Origin of the sequence: Massilia rhizosphaerae (genome assembly GCF_016093545.1) — a bacterium.
Lineage (GTDB): Bacteria > Pseudomonadota > Gammaproteobacteria > Burkholderiales > Burkholderiaceae_D > Telluria > Telluria rhizosphaerae.
In genome coordinates this window covers 400,009-417,083 of the sequence record NZ_JADKYX010000004.1, presented here as the reverse complement: position 1 = coordinate 417,083, position 17,075 = coordinate 400,009, and the positions used below count along the sequence as shown (strand labels likewise).

The window sequence follows — 17,075 nt, the reverse complement described above, 5'->3', positions numbered from 1 at the left end:
ATCATTCCCTTAAAATTCGGCTGTGCATGACACCCAGAGCGGCGGAGGCCATTACCTGCAGCCCCTGGAACACCTCGGGCCGCTGCTTGCGGCTGATCGCCAAGCCCTCGTAGACGACGGGCAGCGCGCAGAGATTGAGCCCGGCCCGTCGCGATTCCATGCCGCCCGTCCAAATCCACTGGTCGCTCATCGCCATGAAGACCTCGACGATCAGCCAGTTCTCGGGCCAGACTTCGAAGTCTGCGAACTCTTCTTCGCCGGCCCACTTCGCAGCCTCATCCGACGAAAGCCCCATCAGGGCGAGGTCGTCGTCAACGCCGGGGCCGGCAGGCTTGCCGCCGCGCGCCCAAAACGCGGCGGCTTCCTTTAGTTTTTTGCGCGGGCACCGACGCGGATTTCACCGATGGCGTTGTTGATGGCGCGCAGGATGGCCAGGCCGTTCACGCTTCGTGCAGCAGCGAGCAAGTTGTCACGATTGAACTCGATCGGCGTCTTGGATTCGTCAACGACCTGCTTCCAATCGACCATGATCTTCAGGATGTTGTCGACGGTCTGCTCCTTCACGAAGGCGGTCGATGCTTCCTCGTCGGCCGAGTCTGCTTCGGGAAACAGCGCCTCGCGATCGTCGTCGTCGAGCAGTTTGAACGTGCCGGTAAACTCGAACTTGCTGATCTTGCCGCCGTCGGCAGCAACTTCGACCTTGACCGGCCAGTTGATGGTTTTGTCTTTCGAGGTGGAGATGATGAACATGTCGATTCCTTTCGCGTGAGATTGATATGCCCGCGCCCGCCGCCGCGCCCACGCGAAGGGCGACGGCGGCCGGCCGGTGCTCGGTTGTCGGCTTGCGCCGGGTATTACAGGAAGGTGAACGTCAGCTCGTCGTTGCCGGCATTCGGCACCAGTACGAGGCTCGCCTGGATCATCGCGATGCCGTCCTTATCGGAATAGGTTGGCTGCGTGATCTGCGCCAGAGGTGCAGCGATCGTGACTTTGTTGCCGGCGACGGTACCGTGGGTGACGGTCAGCGAGCCGGTAGCAGCGTTGCGCGCGGCGGTCCACCAGTCTTTCGCCGCGACAGTCGTTGCTTCGAACGTGATCGAGCCGGCCGGCTTACGGTCAGTGATGAGAACCTGCTCGGTCCCGCCCACCAGCGAGCGGAACGTCAGCGAATTGGCCAGGTCTATCGACAGGTCCGACAGCACCATGCCACTAAAGCTCTGCAGACTCAAACCGGTGGTGTTGACGTTGTTGACGATAAGCGGCAATTGGAACGCGCTGAACACTACGCCCGTGGGTGCAGGCGAGTCGACGACGGGCGAATACAGGCCCTGGAAGGAAAACTTCAGCGTTGGAATGCCCTGAGCGCTGAATGCGACCGACACGCTACCGCGCGAGCCGGTCATCTTGTGCAGAACGCCGTCCAGATTGAAATAGTTCGTTACGGACTCGAACGAAGCGGACACCGGCGCGTAGATGACACTGGTGCCGGCGGAGATGGTCTCCGACAGGCCGCATGCGCGCAACAGCGGGCCGAACGCGGGCGCCGTGCCTGCGGTGCCGGAGCCGGCCAACTCGACCTCGAGTTCCAGTTTGCCGTAGACGGAGGCGGCCAGGTTCTGCGAGTTGCCCATGTACGGACGGATCAGGTCGCGGGACACCAGTTGCGTTTCCATCGGCGTCACGTTGATGTTTTTGACCAGGATCGCATTGGCGGCGCCGGTAGGAACCGAGTCGGTGCCGTAGGCCGTTTCGATCTTGGACAGGATCGTGCGTTTTCGGTTCAACAGGGACATGCTTACTCCGTGGTGGTGGTCGTGTCAGCCGGTTCGACCGGCGTAAAAAAACCCGCCTCAGCGGGTTCATCGATTTGCGCCGCGGCTTCAGCCGGGGGTTCGGTGCGCGCCACGAGGGTGCGCTTGCCGGTCGTGGGGTCAAGCATGTAACTGCCGCCCAAGCCTGCGTTATCGTCGTTCATGCGATGCCTTCCATGGTTCGGTATTTCAGGTTGTAGGTGACCTGGGTGATGCCGCAGGCCGGATTTTCCTCGTCGATGCCGCGCGAGATCGGGCCGACGGCCAGATCGATGACGACGCCGCCAAGTGTTCGATCCGCATACAGGGCGGCGTGCGCCGCGGCGCGAGTAGCTTCGGGCGCCAACTTCGGCACCGGTCCGTCGGCGCCGATCAGAAGCATCACGCTCAGGTTCCAGTAGACGAAGCCCATGCCGACAACCGGATCCGGATATTCGTCACCACAGTCCAACACGATGCGCGGCCCATCCTCGAAGCTGAATACTTCGGCAACGTCATCGCGGACCGTAAGCCCGGCCGCCGTAAGTGCGGCTTGGATCGCAGCGATGATCTCTTCTGCTTTGGTCATGTCGGCTCGCGGTAGTGGATGGTGAAGCTCATATGGTTAAAGTAGATCTTCACGTCCGGGTCGTACAGGTCGACATCGCTGTCATAGAAGCAGTCGTTGATCGGTACGCCGACCACCGAGACTTTGCGCTTGCGGTCCATGGCCGTTTTCACCAACGCCGCGATCTGCGCGACCTCGAGGCGAGACCTCGCCCAGGTCGAAACCTGGAACACAGCGCGCCGTAGGCCAGGGTTGGATACCGCGCCGCGCGCGTCGGCGCCGTCGACCTTCTGGAACGTCACGGACGGATAGACCGGCGGCTCGTCCATCACGTCCGGATAGATACGATCTCCCACGAACCCGATCAGGTCACCAGAGGCCTGCAGCAGTGCCAGCACGGCTTCATGTATCGTCATTGGACGACCTCCGGCAATCTGGCGGCGACGTCATGGATTACGACATCGACCGCTTCCTGCGCCTTCGTCTGAAGTGCAGGCAGCATGTACGGATGCGCAGGCGTATTGTTGGTCGAGGCCGCACGGATGGCTTTCAGAGTGGCCTTGCTGCCACGCAGCGCTTCACCGGCCTTCCGGTTGATGTGGCCCTTTTCGACCCATAACGCGTAGTACGCGGCCTTGATTCCGAACTTCCGGACTTGCGCCTGCGTCAAGTCACCGGCAACGATGCTGACGACGACCCGCGTCGGCGTGCCGCGCCGCGGCGTGACCCGGATCGACGCCTTTAGCGCGCCCGTCAGATCGTTGGGTCCGACGGCGCTATTGAAATTCGCGCGTGCTTGGTTGCGGATCACATTCCCGCCCTTGCGCACACTTGAGCGCAGCACGTTTTTAACCAACCTTTCGCTGACACCGGCCATGCGTCTGTGCAGTTCGTCCAGGCCGTCTACCTTTAGGTCAGCCATTCGACACCCCTTTCGTGCACATCAAGATCATCCACGTGCGATCTCGCTCGAGCACTGCCTGGATGTCGTAGGGCACCTGACCATGCAGGACCCGCATGCTCGGTATGACGCCCGCGCGACGCCGGATCTTGATTTGGGTCTGTACCGCGTTCTGCGTGCCGCCGGCAGCCATATACTGATGCCCGGTCTGGTCGGTGATAGACGCCCACGTCGTGCCGTCGCCGGGCAAGACGTTCACCCATGCGTCAACAGGCTTGTTGAGAGCGTCGCGCGCACTAGACCGCTCCTGAAGGATTACGCGCTTATCGAGCACGAAGGTGTCGTAAGCGATCATCCATACACCTTCAGGTTATCCAACAGCCGCCCGACAAAGTTGGACTTAACCGTCTCCTTGAACTCCTTGACGATCGGGTCCCACTGCTCCGTCAGGCGCGCAAGGATGTAGAGTTTTGCACTCGACGGAACCGTCGTAGCATCGGACCCGTAGCCCGCCGTGTAGTCAACGCTCACGACATTCACGCGGTCTGCAGTCGCCGGCCAAGCCTTACCGCTCGCCGGCACGATGTAACCCGGTTCCGTAACCGTGTCGGCGAAGTAGTCGACCGGGTCGAGGACCTGCTCTTGTCCATCGACGTCGACAAACTTGAGACGCTCCACACTGAACGTCGGCGCGCTCAAGCGAATCGCGTCTGGGAAGGCGTCCAACGTCACCCTCATTGGTCGGTTGACGAACGCTCGACCAGTTGCATGCTCTGCCTCTTCGGTGATGCCAGCGATCCAGATGGACAACTGCGAATCGAACGCGGTGTCGTCCGAGTCGATGCGCAGTTGTGCCTTCGCATCAGCCAGCGTCACCGCCATCACATCTGGCGGCGAGACCTGTCGTGTAGTCATCGGAGATTCCTTTGTATCGCTTCAGGCCTGGACGAATTTGCTCCGGCCGGCCGGCTTTCGTTGTAACGCTTCTTCGGCGCATAGCCGGGCCCTGCAGGTGCACTTGCATACGTAATCAGCACGCCTGCCAACGAGGTATTCGCATACGACCCCGTAGCCCCTTGCGAAAACAGCCCAACGGACGTCGCGAGAGTGACGCGGCCCGTCGACGTGGTTTGCGCATCAACCCCACTCGCCGCGAGCTTGATCGAAGACGTTAGTGCGCCGGCCGCCCTTGCCCACGTGATAGCCGCTCCATCGAGAACCAACCCGGTAGAAAGCGACGAACTGCCGGCACACGCCTCGTACGCTGCGGCACCGATCTGAACGCCCGTCGTCAGCGCTGCATATGCGCTGGACGCACTATTCGCAACCGAGCCCCAGGCCGCTGCAATCGCCAATGCACTCGCCGAATCCGTCTGCGAGTAGCCAGCGGATCCGATTGGAATCTGCGTCAGCAAGGTCACGCCGGCTGCGGATGCCGTGCTTGCCACGCTCGCCAGTTGTACCTGTGTCACCAGGTCGCTACCTGCCGATACATCATTCGCAGCTACGGCGTTCAACTGGATTTGCGCAATCAGCTCTGCGACAGCCAGCGATATAGCAGTACCTGCACTAGCCAAGCTGATTGATGACGTCACAGAAACCGATGCTTCTACCAGCGACGTACTGGCGGAATTCAGAGCGATCCCAGTTGCCAACGTCCCTGTACCACTTGAAGCTGTCAGCCCAGCGGAATCAAACAGCGCGCCACCGAGATTGCTCGCCGGCTGCGGCATCCATATCCGCCGCGGCGAAGCCTGGAACAGTTGCCAAGGATTATCTGCAAGGCTTGCGTGCTCCGCATCGGTCAACGGGCGGTTCCACATTGCCACCAACATCAAGCCGCCGACCAGCCAGCATTGTGTCGTCCCAACCTTGCGCGCGCCGACCATAATGCTTGTGTTCGGCGTTAGCGCAGTACTCGGCATCGGAGTTCCCGACGTTTTAATCCCTTTCTGATACGCGGCGTATGCGGTCCCATTAACTGTCGCACCCATCGCAAAACCAGTGGCGAGATCTGTTGCGGATAGGGCAACAGGCGAAATCACGTTTCCATTACCGCCGCTGTAGAATGGGTTGAACTCAACCTTGCCGGCATTGATCCTGAACTGGAAGCGTCGGTTTGTGCCGTCGTCGTCATCAAGGGCGCTTTGGATTCCGCTAGACGGCCCTGTGCCAAAAGAGAACAGGCTATAAACGCCGGATTTGACAGAGGTTTGCGAAGGGCTGCCAAACAGGTAGCCACTGGTAGACGAAAGAAGCTGCCCGCCCGTTCCACTCAGTGTGTTGATCGCCCTGCCAACAGGGTTTCCCGTACTGACTTGGACGTATTGGATGCCGTTACGCCCATCCTCACCCCATCCCTGCACCTCATTGCCGCATGTGTATGCGAATACGAGCCCCTGTGTGAGCGGGTTGCTCCAATCAATTTGGATGTTCGATTGGGGCTGGATCGTACGAACGCGGTGGGTAACGAGCGCGACCATTAGGTGTACTGCGCCGCCGCTGCGAGCGCTTTCAACGTCCAGTTAGCCGACATCGTCTGGCCGGACCTGTTGATGATGTAGACGTTGTACAGAACAGGAAACAAGTCGACTGAATTCGACTGAAAGGTCATGTTCGTTCCAGCAGACGGGGCCTTGGGCGCAACAAAGCTCCCGACACGCATTGTGAACGGGACGTAACTGGAACCGCTCGTTGTGTCGATGTCCGGGAAGGTCGATCCATCAATTGCCGGAACCAGGTACAGATCGGCGACGGTCGTGCCGGCCGCAATTCCGGTGACCGTTGCCCATTGCGCCGTCAGCGTGAACAGAGCCGCGAACATGTCAGCCGTAGCGGCGCTGCCCGTATTGCTGCAATCGAGCGTAATCGGAGTTGCCGAAGGCCCCGCGGAACCGGACGTAAGCGATGGCCCCGTACTGGTGATCGTCGTTATCGAGCCGGATTTGAGTAGAATATTTCCGGACATTATTAGCTACCCCATGCGTCAAGCACGTCCCGTGCAGACGGCGAAGGAATACCGATCACATCGGCACGGCTGGCCGCCACTTGGGCCAGCTGATAAAGTTCATCCACTGCGGCCTGCGTCGCCACCCCGGCGGTGACCCAGCCGGCAAGCATTGTCTGTAGGCGCGAATCCTCAAGGTGGATCAAATCGCCGCACGCGAATGACTGGCGAATTACGAGGCAGGAAGCCCGGCAAGGGTGGCTCGCATCAAGACAGGCGTCCTCAATCTTCGCCATCGGGCCCGCAGCCGCCCACGCCTTTGCAGTAGTCGAACGCAACGGGCCGGTCATCGTCGTGATCTGTTCCGTGATTAGCTCGACGGCTCGTACTGGATCGTCCGGCAGATGGACCGCATAGCCTCGTGCCGCCGGATCATTCTTGAGTTCATCGCGCAGCGCAGTTTGCTGTTCAGCGGTCATCACGATCAGTTACCGAGCGTGTCGACCCAGGCGCCAGCCGAAACGCTCGGCGCGGCGTCACCGTTGTTGACGTTCTTCGGCGCCGACAGCAACGACCAGTGCCACGGATTGCCGCCGGTCGACGCGTCGAACACGACCTGGCCGACGACTGCGCCGCCGGACGGATGCCATTGACCCGTCGGCGCAGGATACGTGATCGCGACGTTGTTGGACGTGGTGCCGTTCGTGCCGCTCGATGCTGTGGTCGTGCCTGCGCCTTGCGTACCGGAGAAATTGGCGAGCGATGCTGTGACGCCAACTCGAGCATACGAGCCGCCCGATACTTCCGTGTACGAGCCCGCATCGAGCGCTGCCGTCTGCTCGGTGAACACCGCGGTGCCATCGGTGATTGCTTCGCCGATTGCGCCGACATATGTTCCGGGGATCGAAGCAGCCGACGTCCCAGCGGTCGTGCACTTGTAATACGAATACGCGCTGCCAATCTTGACAACAGCGGTATCGTTGAGTGCGTACGCGGTCGAATTGGCCCGCTCGCCGCGGCTGGCCGTGATAAGTGCGAAGTAGGCGGTTGCCGGGGCGCCGAGCGCCTGGCCGCGCCACAGCGCATCCTTCACTTTGTTCTGCGCGTAATCGGTAAGTCCGGACATGGTTTTCCTGTTTGAGAAAAGTTACTCTTCGAGCCGCGCGGCGATAAACGCCAACAGCTCTTCGTCGGACTTGCCGACTACTTGATCGGGGAAGATCGCCACCGCGCGCGAACGATCGCGCACGACGATCAGGAGAGTTCCCGGCGCCGCCGCCTCGGTGCGCACGTTGGCGAGCCAGGCAGCGGGGTCGGGTCCCATGGGATTACTTCAGCGATTCAGCATACGCGACGGCGTCGGGATCGGTGTCGACAGTGCCGACCAGCGTTTTGGCCTGCTTGGCGTCGATCTCGACGACTTGGTTGACCTTGCCGAGCTCGCAGTCCACGAGGACGCGAGCTTTTACTTTTTGGGCTTCTGCCATGTTTTTCTCCATGCGTGGCTGCCGACCGAAACCGGCAGCCGGTTACGATCAAGTGGCCGAATTCTGATAGGCCTTGACGGCGCCGCCGACATCGATGAAGTTGCCGCCCGTGCGCATGAAAGCGACGAAGCCGATCTGGCCGTTCAGGGTGAACGCCGAGTCGGTCATGCGGAACACCGTCAGGTCCATCACGTCACGGATCACGTATTTGTCGTGCTGGCCGAACGTGATCGACTTGGCGTTGGCGGCCATCGTCGGCATGTCCTGATTGATGTGGATCGGACGTCCCATGAGGGTATCCGGCGCGCCGCCATTGACCATCGCGTTGGCTTCGTAGCCCGGGACGAAGATCGGCCGGTTCTGGCCGTCCTTGATCTTGCGGACGACCTTCAGCGAGGTGTCGTGCATCTGGTAGCCGACACCCGGCTGGTTGCGGTAAGCGGGGTCGATCGAGTGCTCCAGGTCGACAAAGTCGTCATAGACGATCGTGCCGGTCTGGCCGGTGGTGCCGGTCTTGCCAACGCTCACCCCGGTCAGCAGGCCGCGCGGCTGGCCGGAGCCAGTGCCGGTCGTGAAGTGCTGGTTCTGGATGCGGCCCAGGCGCATCGCCAGCAGGTACTGAACGTAGGCCTCGATGTCGATGAACGTGTCCTGCACCAACTCGAACGGCAACGCGATCGATTTCGACGAGTACTTGTAAACGTCCAGGGTGATGTTCGTGAAAGCGGTACTCAGCGCCGTCGCAGTGGCGTTTTGGCCGACGATCTCGCCGACTTCCGTCGTCGGGTCCGCGGCCGGGAAGTTCATCGTCGCGCCAGAGCCCGTGCGGATCACCTTCGCCAGACCGCGCATGCCGCCGAAGGCCTTCATGGCGATCTCGAGCTGGCGGTAGTACTCAGGCGACACGGTGTAGCCGCCCTCCGAGTTCGTCGTGGTCGACATCGCCGCGCGGATATCCGGCGTCTGGCGAGCCAGCATGCGCTTGCGGTCTTCGTCTGCCATGGCGTTGATGCCACCGGTCAGGAAAGCGCGCAGGGCCTTGGCCTCTTCGCCCTGCTTGCCAGGTTCGCGCGTCGCCGCGTTCAGCGCAGCTTCGTGTACGGCGTCCGGATTGCTCTCCAGCGCCAGGCGAGCCATTTTCTGTTCGCGCACGATCTCGTCGTCGATCGCCTCGACCTGGGCCAAATACTGGTCCAGCTTCTCGGCCTCGGCCGCCGGCATGCGTTGGTCGGCGGGATATTTGTTGTTCAGGTCGTTGGCCTGTTTAGCTGCTGCATCGCGCTGGGCGCGCAGTTGTGCGAGCTTGCTCATTTGGTGAGTGCCTTTCGGTGATTGGTCCGCTCTCGCGGCCGGTTGGGGCAAAAAAAGTGGCCGCGCGAAGGCGGCCTGTCTAGTGGCGCGAGAGCGTCAGCTATCGGTTGAGGCGAGCCAGCATGGAGATACGCTGCTGCTGGCGCGCACGATGTTCTGCGGTAGCGGTCGGATCGGGTGGTTCGGGCTCCGGCGGCGTGACTTTCGGCGCCTTGGCATAGGCGCTCATGTTCCAGGACGCCTCGGCCTTCTTGCCGGCGGCGACGCGGTCGATCAGCCCTGCAGCAACGGCCTCCTCGGCCGTGTACCACGTTTCCGCGTCCATCGCGGCGCGTACGTCATCGACGGCCATGCCGCTTTTCTTCGCGTACTGCGCGGCCAGGCTGCCATCGATCTTCGACAACAGGGCCGCGGTAGCGGTGAGATCGCTGGCATTACCCATCGCCCAGGTCCAGGCGTTATGGATCATGTAGAAGCCGCCTTCGGAGATCTCGACCTCGTCAGCCGCGGTGGCGATTACAGTGGCAGCGCTGGCGGCATACCCATCGACGTGAGCGATGACCTTGGCGCCCGTGTCTCGGATAGCTTGGCAGATCGCCTGCGCGGCAAATACGTCGCCGCCTGGACTATTGATACGTAGGCGCACGGTGCCGCTCTTGATGTCACGAATCGCCGGCACAAGGGTTTCGGCTGACACGCCGCCCCACCAGTAAGCGGTTTCGTCATCCGCCACGATCGCGTCGTAGATGTAAATCTCGGTCTCATCGCCCTGCGCCACAATTCTGGACTGGGGCAGTCGTTCAGGTCGATTCTTGTTACTGGCCAGAAGCTTGATCAGGTTCGGCATTCTTGCCCCCATTCGGATTAATTTTCAGGTTCGGATTCGGCGGCATGTTTTCCTGCCGGCGCACCTCGTCGGCGCTCATGAATGGCATCTCACCGGCGCGACCGAGAGCGATCCGATAAGCCGCGAAGCGCGCCGCAGTATCACCGCGCTCCAGCTCAGCCGTGTTGTGCGCGACGAAGTAGCGCTCACGTACCGGCCATAGTTTGCGATTGAACTCCTGGCGGATGTCCGTGAGGCGGTCCATCAGGGTGTAGCGCACATAATTGCCGCCCTGTTCGGCCATGCCGGAACCCCATGAGCTGTTCTTCTCGGTGTGTCCGACCAGGTGCGGCGGCACGCCAAAGATGCGGCAGATCTCCTCCACGCCGAACAGGCGAGTAGCCAGGATCTCTGCGTCTCGGGCGTTGACGCTCAACTGCGCTGGCTCGAGGCCGCCCGTAAGGATCAGTGGGTTGCGCGCACCGGCCCGACGCGCCTGCAGCGAGACGCGCAAATCCTCCAGTTGCTGCTTGTTGAGGTTCGAAGCGGTCTTCAAGGCATAGTCGAAGTTCGCGCCATCGGTAAAAAACTTGCCAGCGTATCCGTCGCCCGCCAGCGCCGTGCCGATCTGCTCACGCGCGGCGTACGTGATCGGGCTCGGGCTACGCATCAGATCATCGTCGTAGCCGAGGCTCGGCAGGTGGATGATATCCGCCTGATCCAGCACGTAAGCCTCTCCGATGACTGGTTGCACGCGCCAGTAGCGTCGTCCGGCGTCGTCGCGCAATGGCGTGACACGCAGCGGATGCAGCGGCCGCCAGCCGATCACCCTTGAACTGCTGTAGTTCGGGCGCAGCAATTCGGCATAGCCATCACCGTAGAACAGTTGCCCGCCAATCAGGAGCTTCCACGCCGTCGAGGCGGTCATGTCCGGATTGGCCTGCTCGTTCAGCATCCACCAGTATGGGTGGCTGGGCGCCATCTTTTTTGCATCATCCTCGCGTTCGTAGACCTCGAATGGCAAACTGGCGATTGAGCCGGCCAGCCGCTGCACGCAGGCATACACCGTGGAGACACGCATGGCGGTCTCGGGCGTCACCGATATTCCCGCAGATGACATCGAGACGAGGCCCAATATGCTGGCCAGTTCGTTCGCGGTCAGGTTCGTCGCGGTCGCGTTCTCCATTGCCGCGTTCACGCCGGCACGCGTTGCGCCGCCCTCGCGACCGGCCAGGAACGTGTTCAGCACGCGCGACTCGTGACGCACCGCTTCCAGGTTCAGTAATTTCCCGGTCATTCAAAGGTCCAATACGAAAATTTGGGGCGTCGCGGCCGGCTCCGGATTCAGGGCCATCAGCGAGACTGCGTTGAACAGGGCCATCAGAGGATCGATCTTGCCGGTCCCTGACGTTTGCTTGGTGATGAGGACCGCATTGCCGCGCGCCTCGACCTTGGCGTTGCCGACGCACCAATTCATCAGCGGTTGGCCACCATGCTCCATGACGCCCTCGGCCAGTTTTCGCTCAGCCAAACTGATTGCGCCTGTCAGCTTCCACCCTTGCGAGACGCCGAAGCATTTAGTCTCGTCAACACCGGCATCGACTAGCGCCTGCATCATGACCTTGTGCGTCTTCTCTGGATCCAGGCCGACCGAAGCCAGCAGGCTCGATTCATTGACCTCTTTCACGACCGCCGCCACCTCGGCGACGTCGCCGGGCAACTCGTCGATGATGACCAAGTCGCCCTGCTGTTCGAAGTCGGCATATCGGCTCTCTTCGCTCTTGCGGCGCTCAATCGCGATGGGGTGCGCCCACGCCCGGGTCCACGCAAGCCATTTGTGCGTGTCGCGTTCGCGTCCAATGACGGCAAGGCCCAGCAAATCGTCGAGGCCGCCACCGTCGATGCCGACCGTGACGACCTCAGACCGATCAAGTAGCTCCTGCAGCGTCAATCCAGGCGCCTTGGCTTGCCGCTCCCAAAAATCGGCCCCTGTCCAGCGATCAGCCCGGAGGTTCATCCCGATCTGCAGGTTCAGGTGCTTAGCCAGAAATTGTTGGAACGTCCCGTCCGTCTTGTGCGATAGCTTCCGAAGCTGATCTTCGAGCCATTCACGACTGACCGAACGGCCGATGTTCGGGTTCGTGATGTAGTAGGTCGAGGAGTCGAGATAGGCCTTTGACTTGACCATCTTCTCGGGATATTCGTAGAGCACACCCAGCGATTTCTGGTCGTGGATCTTCCCGTCGCGGACGGCTCGGTAGTACTCCAGCTTTTCCTTGAATACTCCGGCAGGTGGCTCATCGGACTGCGTCGTCAGGTAGATGACCCAGCCTTCGTCGCGCGACACTTGGCCGCCGAGCGCCTCCATAAACATCGCCTCGGCGTTTGCCCGCTTGCCGAACAACCAGTGCTCGTCGACCAGCACCCGACCCGATTTCTTTCCGGAGACCGTATCAGTATCAGCGGCTACCACCTTGAGCGATGCGCGTGAAACCCGGTGAGTTATGGTTCTGACGTGGTCCTGAACGTGGAACAGAGTCGACAGTTCATCATCGGCGCGAACCATCGCGGCGGCGGGCTTGAAACTGTTGTCAGCCACCTCTTTGGTTGGCGCCAGAATGAGGTGCTCCTCTTCTTCGCGCCAGCAAAGGATTACGGCAGTGAGCATGATGCCCGCGGCAATCGTCGACTTCGTATTTTTTTTGGATATCAACAGATAGTATTCGCGGATCAGCTGCTTCCCTGTCTCGCCGTCGCAGCCGCCAAAGATCGCGGCAACGAAATCGAACACCCACTGTTCGCTGCATTCGCCGAACGTCGGTCTGCCAGGCAGGTCAACGACTCGCAGTTCCTTGAACACCGCGAGGGCCTGTTCGGCCTGTTCGGGAAAGATCGGCGGCGGGATGATGGACTCGCCCCTGATAAGGCGGCCCTCCCAATCTGGGCAGGCTGTTGTCCATATCATGTTCAGACCTTCTTACCGCCGGCAGCGGCCAACCGCGGCGCCGCCGCTTGGGAGAACTTGCTTGCGACCTTTTCGGCATCGGCCTGCTTCTGCTCCTTCTTGCCGCCCTCACCTTTCTTGACGTGGACGAAGGGCATCAACGCCTTCGCGGCGTCGACGCGCATCTTCGCTTCGGTACCCGGATCGTTCATGACTGCCTTAAGGAACACGAGCGGGTCATCGTAATGAACCGCCAGAGGCAACGTGACGGGTTGTTTCTTCGGGCGACCAGCGCCTGGGCGGGCGCCGCCGCTCCGGCCTGGCTTGCCAGTCATTTGAATTCCTTTGAAAAGGGAGATTTTTTCCGCACGTGGCTGCATGGCCGGTGTCGGTCGAGGGCCGGCCGGACTTTGACCACCCCCCCCTTACCCATCGTGGGCAGTAAAGTCAGGAGGGCCAGCATCGCGACGGCGGCGCGTGCTATCCGCCGCGCGCCCTATCCCCAGCCTCGCGCGCCGTCTTGGCATCGTGGCAGGGGGTGCATAACAGTTCCTTATTGCTGTCGTCATCGCTTCCGCCCTTCCAGAGCGGCACGATATGGTCGACGGCGGCGCCGATACCAACGCGACCTTGACGCTTGCACTCCTGACACAGGCCGTGGTCACGCGCCCGGATGCGGTTCCGGTCCTGCACGCCCGCCCATCCGCGCTTACGCTCCACGACGTCAGGGCGCGGTGTCTCTACCATCGCCAGGCGGCTGGATGCAGTGCGTACTTGCGGCTTGAGCATGGTGAGCTTCATGTGTCAGTCGATCCCGCCGTGCGAGATCCCGTGGTATCGCGCGATTTCCTCTGTCGATGGAGGACGCCTGTCACGACCAGCAGGGAGGCGGGATGTACGCCTAATGTGCTCGACGTGCTCACGCTCAGTGCGGTCACTCATCCATGCGTCGAAGTCGAGTCGCTCAACAGCAGGAAGATCGATACTCGGCGCTAGATGATATCGAGCCAGCGCAGTCTGAAAATCGCCGCTTGGATAGTATTCGCACTCCACGCTGACGAGCTCGCTCGAGTAGCATCGCAGCGTGAATCCGCGCGTATGCTTTGGCAGGCCAAGCGCATCGCACAACTCTTTACTGATTTGCTCGCCTCTGATCATCGCGCACTCCAGATATCGTGTATTTCGCCGCGTTCCATGGGTTGGCCTGTCGCCGGCATCGATGGCGCCCGACGCTGCCTCCTGAACAGATCGCGCAACATGCCGCGCACGTTCTCGGGCAGGCTGCGCGCCAACTCGACGAACGTCATGCCGGCGGCGCCGTAGCCTTTAGAGCGAAGGATCTTCTTAGCGTCCTCACAGTCGACCAGGTGCTCTGCGATCTGATTCAGCCGATCGATGTTCGCCACCTTGGATTCGCTGACCTTGTCACCCAGGACGGCGCGCAGAATCTCGGCGCGGTAGATGCGGGCAACGTTGTTCATGACGCGGCTCGCATGCGGTCGATTACCGCATCTTCACGACGCACCTGCGCCATCAGTCGCAGCCAAAACACTTCTGCTTCGACGCTCATGCGCATGGTCCACCTCAAAATTAAAAAGCCGCCATAGCATTTCTGCGCATGGCGGCTAGGCAACATATTGGCTACTTGCTGTTAGTAAATAGATACAATGGATTGCTCGTTAGCTCCCAGGCACCGAGCCTTATCCACCAACTACGAAAGTTTCCAATGCCACAATTTAAAATTGCCCATATCCGTGAGCTGGGCCAAGATATGATCATTATCCCGCTCGACGACGACTTTGGCCGTAAATCGCAAAGCGACCAGAATGCAATCGTCGCGGAGCTGCAAGCAGCGGCATACAACGCTGGACTGGCCGGCACGGTGGTTCCTGTATGGCGAACTGGTAGCAGTCATAGCTATATTGCACCGCGGCCCTGGCATCCGTTTTTCAAGACTCTTGGCTGGAATCAGATCATCGCTAGCCTGAACAAAGTCCTGACTATCAATTAGGCCAACTACCAACCGAGCGAGCGCTGCCAGTCGTTACGTCAGCGCCGGCTAAGCTGGCAATAGATCACTGGCACCGAAAAACAGGCGGTGAACGACGTCGAGCGGGCGCGCCCAAAGCGGGCAGTACAACTCTGACGCGGCACCAATGCCATCAGCAGTGACACTCGCCACCACCGGCCGCGAGGACATCCACCATTTGCACAACAGAGGATGACGGGCTTGCGATATTTTCATTTCGCGCATGGCGTACCTCAGAATAAAAAAAATGCCGCCGTCGCATCGCTGCGTCAGGCGGCACAAAGTCCAAGAGAGACTTGGAGGAGACAGGTTGCGGTAGGCGGCGCCCTCCCCAGCAGCTTAGTCGGGGCAGATACTGGGGCCGCATTTGGGGCGACGCCTACCACACAGAGCCCGCAGCCGTCGTCCGCGCACGTGAAGCGTGTTTGTCAGGCTTAGGCTTTGTGTGGCGCCTCGATTCGTGAGGCCAAAGAGAAATTAGGTTGCCCAGCCTCGAGCGAGGCGGGGGCTTGGGTCGCGCCCAGAGCTATCTGCAAAGTGGCGGGCTATTACGTTCTGTACGAACGAGCGACGGCACTCAATGGCTGGGTGCTGTCGCGAGTTCCGGTTATCGGTGACGGTTTCCCGCGCATTACGAGGCCGGAAGAATGTAGGTCTACAGTTTACACGAAATTGCTGGATGTTTACACAGCAATTTGCATCATGTTGCTCAACCTGATCGGCGCAGCTTGGATGCAGCTCGCGCCGCATGGTTGTCGGCGATGTTGTGCAGCTCACTCACCATATCGAGCGTATGCTCACGGACGAAGCCGGCCGCCATCGTAAGCTCAGCTTTGCCGGTTCCGCCGCAGCACCTGCATGCTCTTGCCTGCTCGACGCCGGTGCCGCCGCAAGAATCGCATTTTCCGTCCAGCCAATAGGCAAGCGAATGCTCGGCCACGGCGCGGTAAAGCTTCTGGGCTGCATCAGCGTCCCAAGCAGTGTTCTCAGGAACCCAACGACGCGCGCGGCCGCGCTTCGTTACCTCGGCCGTCCACAAGCGCAGCAACTGGGCCAGGTTGCCGGCATTGCCTTCGAAGGCCGAACGAGCAGTGCTGTCGGCGAACTTCACACGATGCAGCAGCGGGCCCAGGTCGCCGGTTAAGTTGGCCACCGCAAACGCGGAAGCCATCAACGGCTCGGTCTGATGGTGGCGCTCATCGTCCTTAAGGTTCGATGCACTCAGCGAGTGGATATAGCGATCAGCAAAGCCCATGGTTTTCTCCGAGGAAAAATCAGGTGGGAGATTACCACTCAACAGTTAGTTCGGCTGCTGTTCCGACATTTTCCAAATCGCAATCTGTTGCGTGCTTGCACGCCCGCCGCGAAAGCCAGCTAAACATCCGATGACTCTTTATCATTCGGAGTGCTTGGATTTACAGGCGCGGCTCAATGCACTTCGCCAATTTTGCGCCATCTCTGCCGCAAATTTTTCGCTATCCTGGCCATCCTCTGATGCACGAGTACACTAGAGCAACTTAGCGCTGCATCGTGCAGCGCTCACACCCTGAACTTCGGAGTATTTAATGAGTGATGACAACCCTGTTTCTCAAACGGCGGAGGCCGTAAAAGCGGTGGCCGAAGCCACCGGCAAAGCCATTGACGCGACAACTAAGTTCGGTGGATTTATCGCAAGATACGTTGCTGGGCCAATTGAGCAGGGCATGGGGATTTGGGAAGACAAGCTCAAATACATGCGCTGGGAGCGCCAGGTCAGGCTTATGGAACGCGCACGACAACTGCAATGTGAGGCAGGGCTATCCGCGCCGACACGCGCGATTCCACTCAACCTAGCAGTTCCGCTACTGGAAGCCGCTTCATTGGAAGAAGACGACCACTTGCAGGATCTTTGGGCGCGCCTGCTCGTCAATGCCTCAAATGACAGGAGTCCGCTAACTCTGCAACGAGCATATATCGCCATTTTGGAGCAGATCACTCCTCTAGAAGCGGCGGTTCTGGAGAAAATCTATTCACTTCCATATGACGAAACTCGCCATGAAGGGGTCGAAGTCGGCCATCTTCCGGAATCCGTCGCAGTTGGAAAGGACGGCAATCAGGATCATCTAACTGAGCCCCCCGATGAGGTGAAGCTTGCGCTCGCAAATTTAGCAAGGCTTGGATGTCTGGTGATCCAAAAATCGTTTGGGGGCGGAGAGATTTTCACCCGCGTGAACCCCACGCTTCTCGGACGATCGTTTGTCGAGGCCTGCACCCTTCAGGTTGGATGACATAG

General features: G+C 60.4%; 25 protein-coding genes. 2 read left to right on the top strand and 23 right to left on the bottom strand.

All coding sequences use genetic code 11. From position 1 onward, the window contains the following. Position 1: 1 nt before the first annotated feature. The 22 genes from ISF28_RS09635 to ISF28_RS09530 form a co-directional block, all read right to left on the bottom strand. Positions 2-295, bottom strand: a complete 294-nt coding sequence (locus ISF28_RS09635) for a DUF1799 domain-containing protein (protein WP_198116934.1) — start codon at positions 293-295, stop codon at positions 2-4. A 71-nt stretch (positions 296-366) separates the two neighbouring features. Continuing rightward, positions 367-750 (bottom strand): hypothetical protein, encoded by a 384-nt coding sequence (locus tag ISF28_RS09630; protein WP_198116933.1) that lies wholly within the window; start codon positions 748-750, stop codon positions 367-369. A 104-nt stretch (positions 751-854) separates the two neighbouring features. Next, on the bottom strand, positions 855-1,793 hold the full coding sequence (locus ISF28_RS09625; RefSeq protein ID WP_198116932.1) for a phage tail tube protein: 939 nt from the start codon (positions 1,791-1,793) through the stop codon (positions 855-857). A 2-nt stretch (positions 1,794-1,795) separates the two neighbouring features. Next, positions 1,796-1,975, bottom strand: a complete 180-nt coding sequence (locus ISF28_RS09620) for a hypothetical protein (RefSeq protein ID WP_198116931.1) — start codon at positions 1,973-1,975, stop codon at positions 1,796-1,798. Next, on the bottom strand, positions 1,972-2,379 hold the full coding sequence (locus ISF28_RS09615; RefSeq protein WP_198116930.1) for a hypothetical protein: 408 nt from the start codon (positions 2,377-2,379) through the stop codon (positions 1,972-1,974). Before ISF28_RS09615 ends, ISF28_RS09620 begins: the two co-directional genes overlap by 4 nt. Continuing rightward, positions 2,376-2,774 (bottom strand): DUF3168 domain-containing protein, encoded by a 399-nt coding sequence (locus ISF28_RS09610; RefSeq protein WP_198116929.1) that lies wholly within the window; start codon positions 2,772-2,774, stop codon positions 2,376-2,378. The genes ISF28_RS09615 and ISF28_RS09610 overlap by 4 nt, the downstream gene beginning before the upstream one ends. Then, positions 2,771-3,280, bottom strand: coding sequence for an HK97 gp10 family phage protein (locus tag ISF28_RS09605; RefSeq protein WP_198116928.1), 510 nt, complete (start codon positions 3,278-3,280; stop codon positions 2,771-2,773). Before ISF28_RS09605 ends, ISF28_RS09610 begins: the two co-directional genes overlap by 4 nt. Continuing rightward, positions 3,273-3,614 carry a phage head closure protein gene (locus tag ISF28_RS09600; protein WP_198116927.1) on the bottom strand — a complete coding sequence of 114 codons (342 nt, stop codon included), beginning with the start codon at positions 3,612-3,614 and terminating at the stop codon, positions 3,273-3,275. Before ISF28_RS09600 ends, ISF28_RS09605 begins: the two co-directional genes overlap by 8 nt. Next, the gene (locus ISF28_RS09595; RefSeq protein WP_198116926.1) at positions 3,611-4,174 is read right to left on the bottom strand and encodes a head-tail connector protein; all 564 of its coding nucleotides are present in this window, start codon (positions 4,172-4,174) and stop codon (positions 3,611-3,613) included. Before ISF28_RS09595 ends, ISF28_RS09600 begins: the two co-directional genes overlap by 4 nt. Beyond that, the gene (locus ISF28_RS09590) at positions 4,171-5,742 is read right to left on the bottom strand and encodes a hypothetical protein (protein ID WP_198116925.1); all 1,572 of its coding nucleotides are present in this window, start codon (positions 5,740-5,742) and stop codon (positions 4,171-4,173) included. Before ISF28_RS09590 ends, ISF28_RS09595 begins: the two co-directional genes overlap by 4 nt. Then, positions 5,742-6,083 carry a hypothetical protein gene (locus ISF28_RS09585; protein ID WP_198116924.1) on the bottom strand — a complete coding sequence of 114 codons (342 nt, stop codon included), beginning with the start codon at positions 6,081-6,083 and terminating at the stop codon, positions 5,742-5,744. The genes ISF28_RS09590 and ISF28_RS09585 overlap by 1 nt, the downstream gene beginning before the upstream one ends. A gap of 146 nt (positions 6,084-6,229) precedes the next feature. Beyond that, complete coding sequence (locus ISF28_RS09580; RefSeq protein ID WP_198116923.1) at positions 6,230-6,688, bottom strand: hypothetical protein; 459 nt, start codon at positions 6,686-6,688, stop codon at positions 6,230-6,232. 2 nt (positions 6,689-6,690) lie between these two features. Continuing rightward, positions 6,691-7,332, bottom strand: a complete 642-nt coding sequence (locus ISF28_RS09575; protein ID WP_198116922.1) for a phage tail fiber protein — start codon at positions 7,330-7,332, stop codon at positions 6,691-6,693. 21 nt (positions 7,333-7,353) lie between these two features. Next, positions 7,354-7,530 carry a hypothetical protein gene (locus tag ISF28_RS09570; RefSeq protein WP_198116921.1) on the bottom strand — a complete coding sequence of 59 codons (177 nt, stop codon included), beginning with the start codon at positions 7,528-7,530 and terminating at the stop codon, positions 7,354-7,356. A gap of 4 nt (positions 7,531-7,534) precedes the next feature. Then, positions 7,535-7,693: a hypothetical protein gene (locus ISF28_RS09565; RefSeq protein ID WP_198116920.1), complete on the bottom strand. Its 159-nt coding sequence runs from the start codon at positions 7,691-7,693 to the stop codon at positions 7,535-7,537. A 48-nt stretch (positions 7,694-7,741) separates the two neighbouring features. Continuing rightward, positions 7,742-9,004, bottom strand: coding sequence for a phage major capsid protein (locus ISF28_RS09560; RefSeq protein WP_198116919.1), 1,263 nt, complete (start codon positions 9,002-9,004; stop codon positions 7,742-7,744). Positions 9,005-9,104: 100 nt separating this feature from the next. After that, positions 9,105-9,851: a head maturation protease, ClpP-related gene (locus ISF28_RS09555; RefSeq protein ID WP_198116918.1), complete on the bottom strand. Its 747-nt coding sequence runs from the start codon at positions 9,849-9,851 to the stop codon at positions 9,105-9,107. Then, the gene (locus ISF28_RS09550; RefSeq protein WP_198116917.1) at positions 9,820-11,127 is read right to left on the bottom strand and encodes a phage portal protein; all 1,308 of its coding nucleotides are present in this window, start codon (positions 11,125-11,127) and stop codon (positions 9,820-9,822) included. Before ISF28_RS09550 ends, ISF28_RS09555 begins: the two co-directional genes overlap by 32 nt. After that, complete coding sequence (locus ISF28_RS09545) at positions 11,128-12,795, bottom strand: terminase large subunit (RefSeq protein ID WP_198116916.1); 1,668 nt, start codon at positions 12,793-12,795, stop codon at positions 11,128-11,130. Positions 12,796-12,797: 2 nt separating this feature from the next. Then, positions 12,798-13,154, bottom strand: coding sequence for a hypothetical protein (locus tag ISF28_RS09540; protein ID WP_198116915.1), 357 nt, complete (start codon positions 13,152-13,154; stop codon positions 12,798-12,800). 100 nt (positions 13,155-13,254) lie between these two features. Next, the gene (locus tag ISF28_RS09535; RefSeq protein WP_198116914.1) at positions 13,255-13,575 is read right to left on the bottom strand and encodes an HNH endonuclease; all 321 of its coding nucleotides are present in this window, start codon (positions 13,573-13,575) and stop codon (positions 13,255-13,257) included. Positions 13,576-13,928: 353 nt separating this feature from the next. Beyond that, positions 13,929-14,255 carry a hypothetical protein gene (locus tag ISF28_RS09530; RefSeq protein ID WP_198116913.1) on the bottom strand — a complete coding sequence of 109 codons (327 nt, stop codon included), beginning with the start codon at positions 14,253-14,255 and terminating at the stop codon, positions 13,929-13,931. A 245-nt stretch (positions 14,256-14,500) separates the two neighbouring features. Here ISF28_RS09530 and ISF28_RS09525 point away from each other — a divergent pair, with 245 nt between their 5' ends. Next, on the top strand, positions 14,501-14,785 hold the full coding sequence (locus ISF28_RS09525; RefSeq protein WP_198116912.1) for a hypothetical protein: 285 nt from the start codon (positions 14,501-14,503) through the stop codon (positions 14,783-14,785). Positions 14,786-15,512: 727 nt separating this feature from the next. Here ISF28_RS09525 and ISF28_RS09520 read toward each other — a convergent pair. Further along, on the bottom strand, positions 15,513-16,058 hold the full coding sequence (locus ISF28_RS09520) for a hypothetical protein (protein WP_198116911.1): 546 nt from the start codon (positions 16,056-16,058) through the stop codon (positions 15,513-15,515). A gap of 310 nt (positions 16,059-16,368) precedes the next feature. Here ISF28_RS09520 and ISF28_RS09515 point away from each other — a divergent pair, with 310 nt between their 5' ends. Beyond that, positions 16,369-17,070, top strand: coding sequence for an Abi-alpha family protein (locus ISF28_RS09515; protein ID WP_198116910.1), 702 nt, complete (start codon positions 16,369-16,371; stop codon positions 17,068-17,070). The last annotated feature ends 5 nt before the right edge of the window (positions 17,071-17,075 follow it).

Coding starts and splice junctions, on each gene's coding strand:
- ISF28_RS09635 (WP_198116934.1), bottom strand. CDS start 295: ATGGGGCTTTCGTCGGATGAGGCTGCGAAGTGGGCCGGCGAAGAAGAG.
- ISF28_RS09630 (WP_198116933.1), bottom strand. CDS start 750: ATGTTCATCATCTCCACCTCGAAAGACAAAACCATCAACTGGCCGGTC.
- ISF28_RS09625 (WP_198116932.1), bottom strand. CDS start 1,793: ATGTCCCTGTTGAACCGAAAACGCACGATCCTGTCCAAGATCGAAACG.
- ISF28_RS09620 (WP_198116931.1), bottom strand. CDS start 1,975: ATGAACGACGATAACGCAGGCTTGGGCGGCAGTTACATGCTTGACCCC.
- ISF28_RS09615 (WP_198116930.1), bottom strand. CDS start 2,379: ATGACCAAAGCAGAAGAGATCATCGCTGCGATCCAAGCCGCACTTACG.
- ISF28_RS09610 (WP_198116929.1), bottom strand. CDS start 2,774: ATGACGATACATGAAGCCGTGCTGGCACTGCTGCAGGCCTCTGGTGAC.
- ISF28_RS09605 (WP_198116928.1), bottom strand. CDS start 3,280: ATGGCTGACCTAAAGGTAGACGGCCTGGACGAACTGCACAGACGCATG.
- ISF28_RS09600 (WP_198116927.1), bottom strand. CDS start 3,614: ATGATCGCTTACGACACCTTCGTGCTCGATAAGCGCGTAATCCTTCAG.
- ISF28_RS09595 (WP_198116926.1), bottom strand. CDS start 4,174: ATGACTACACGACAGGTCTCGCCGCCAGATGTGATGGCGGTGACGCTG.
- ISF28_RS09590 (WP_198116925.1), bottom strand. CDS start 5,742: ATGGTCGCGCTCGTTACCCACCGCGTTCGTACGATCCAGCCCCAATCG.
- ISF28_RS09585 (WP_198116924.1), bottom strand. CDS start 6,083: ATGTTCGCGGCTCTGTTCACGCTGACGGCGCAATGGGCAACGGTCACC.
- ISF28_RS09575 (WP_198116922.1), bottom strand. CDS start 7,332: ATGTCCGGACTTACCGATTACGCGCAGAACAAAGTGAAGGATGCGCTG.
- ISF28_RS09570 (WP_198116921.1), bottom strand. CDS start 7,530: ATGGGACCCGACCCCGCTGCCTGGCTCGCCAACGTGCGCACCGAGGCG.
- ISF28_RS09565 (WP_198116920.1), bottom strand. CDS start 7,693: ATGGCAGAAGCCCAAAAAGTAAAAGCTCGCGTCCTCGTGGACTGCGAG.
- ISF28_RS09560 (WP_198116919.1), bottom strand. CDS start 9,004: ATGAGCAAGCTCGCACAACTGCGCGCCCAGCGCGATGCAGCAGCTAAA.
- ISF28_RS09555 (WP_198116918.1), bottom strand. CDS start 9,851: ATGCCGAACCTGATCAAGCTTCTGGCCAGTAACAAGAATCGACCTGAA.
- ISF28_RS09550 (WP_198116917.1), bottom strand. CDS start 11,127: ATGACCGGGAAATTACTGAACCTGGAAGCGGTGCGTCACGAGTCGCGC.
- ISF28_RS09545 (WP_198116916.1), bottom strand. CDS start 12,795: ATGATATGGACAACAGCCTGCCCAGATTGGGAGGGCCGCCTTATCAGG.
- ISF28_RS09540 (WP_198116915.1), bottom strand. CDS start 13,154: ATGCAGCCACGTGCGGAAAAAATCTCCCTTTTCAAAGGAATTCAAATG.
- ISF28_RS09535 (WP_198116914.1), bottom strand. CDS start 13,575: ATGAAGCTCACCATGCTCAAGCCGCAAGTACGCACTGCATCCAGCCGC.
- ISF28_RS09530 (WP_198116913.1), bottom strand. CDS start 14,255: ATGAACAACGTTGCCCGCATCTACCGCGCCGAGATTCTGCGCGCCGTC.
- ISF28_RS09525 (WP_198116912.1), top strand. CDS start 14,501: ATGCCACAATTTAAAATTGCCCATATCCGTGAGCTGGGCCAAGATATG.
- ISF28_RS09520 (WP_198116911.1), bottom strand. CDS start 16,058: ATGGGCTTTGCTGATCGCTATATCCACTCGCTGAGTGCATCGAACCTT.
- ISF28_RS09515 (WP_198116910.1), top strand. CDS start 16,369: ATGAGTGATGACAACCCTGTTTCTCAAACGGCGGAGGCCGTAAAAGCG.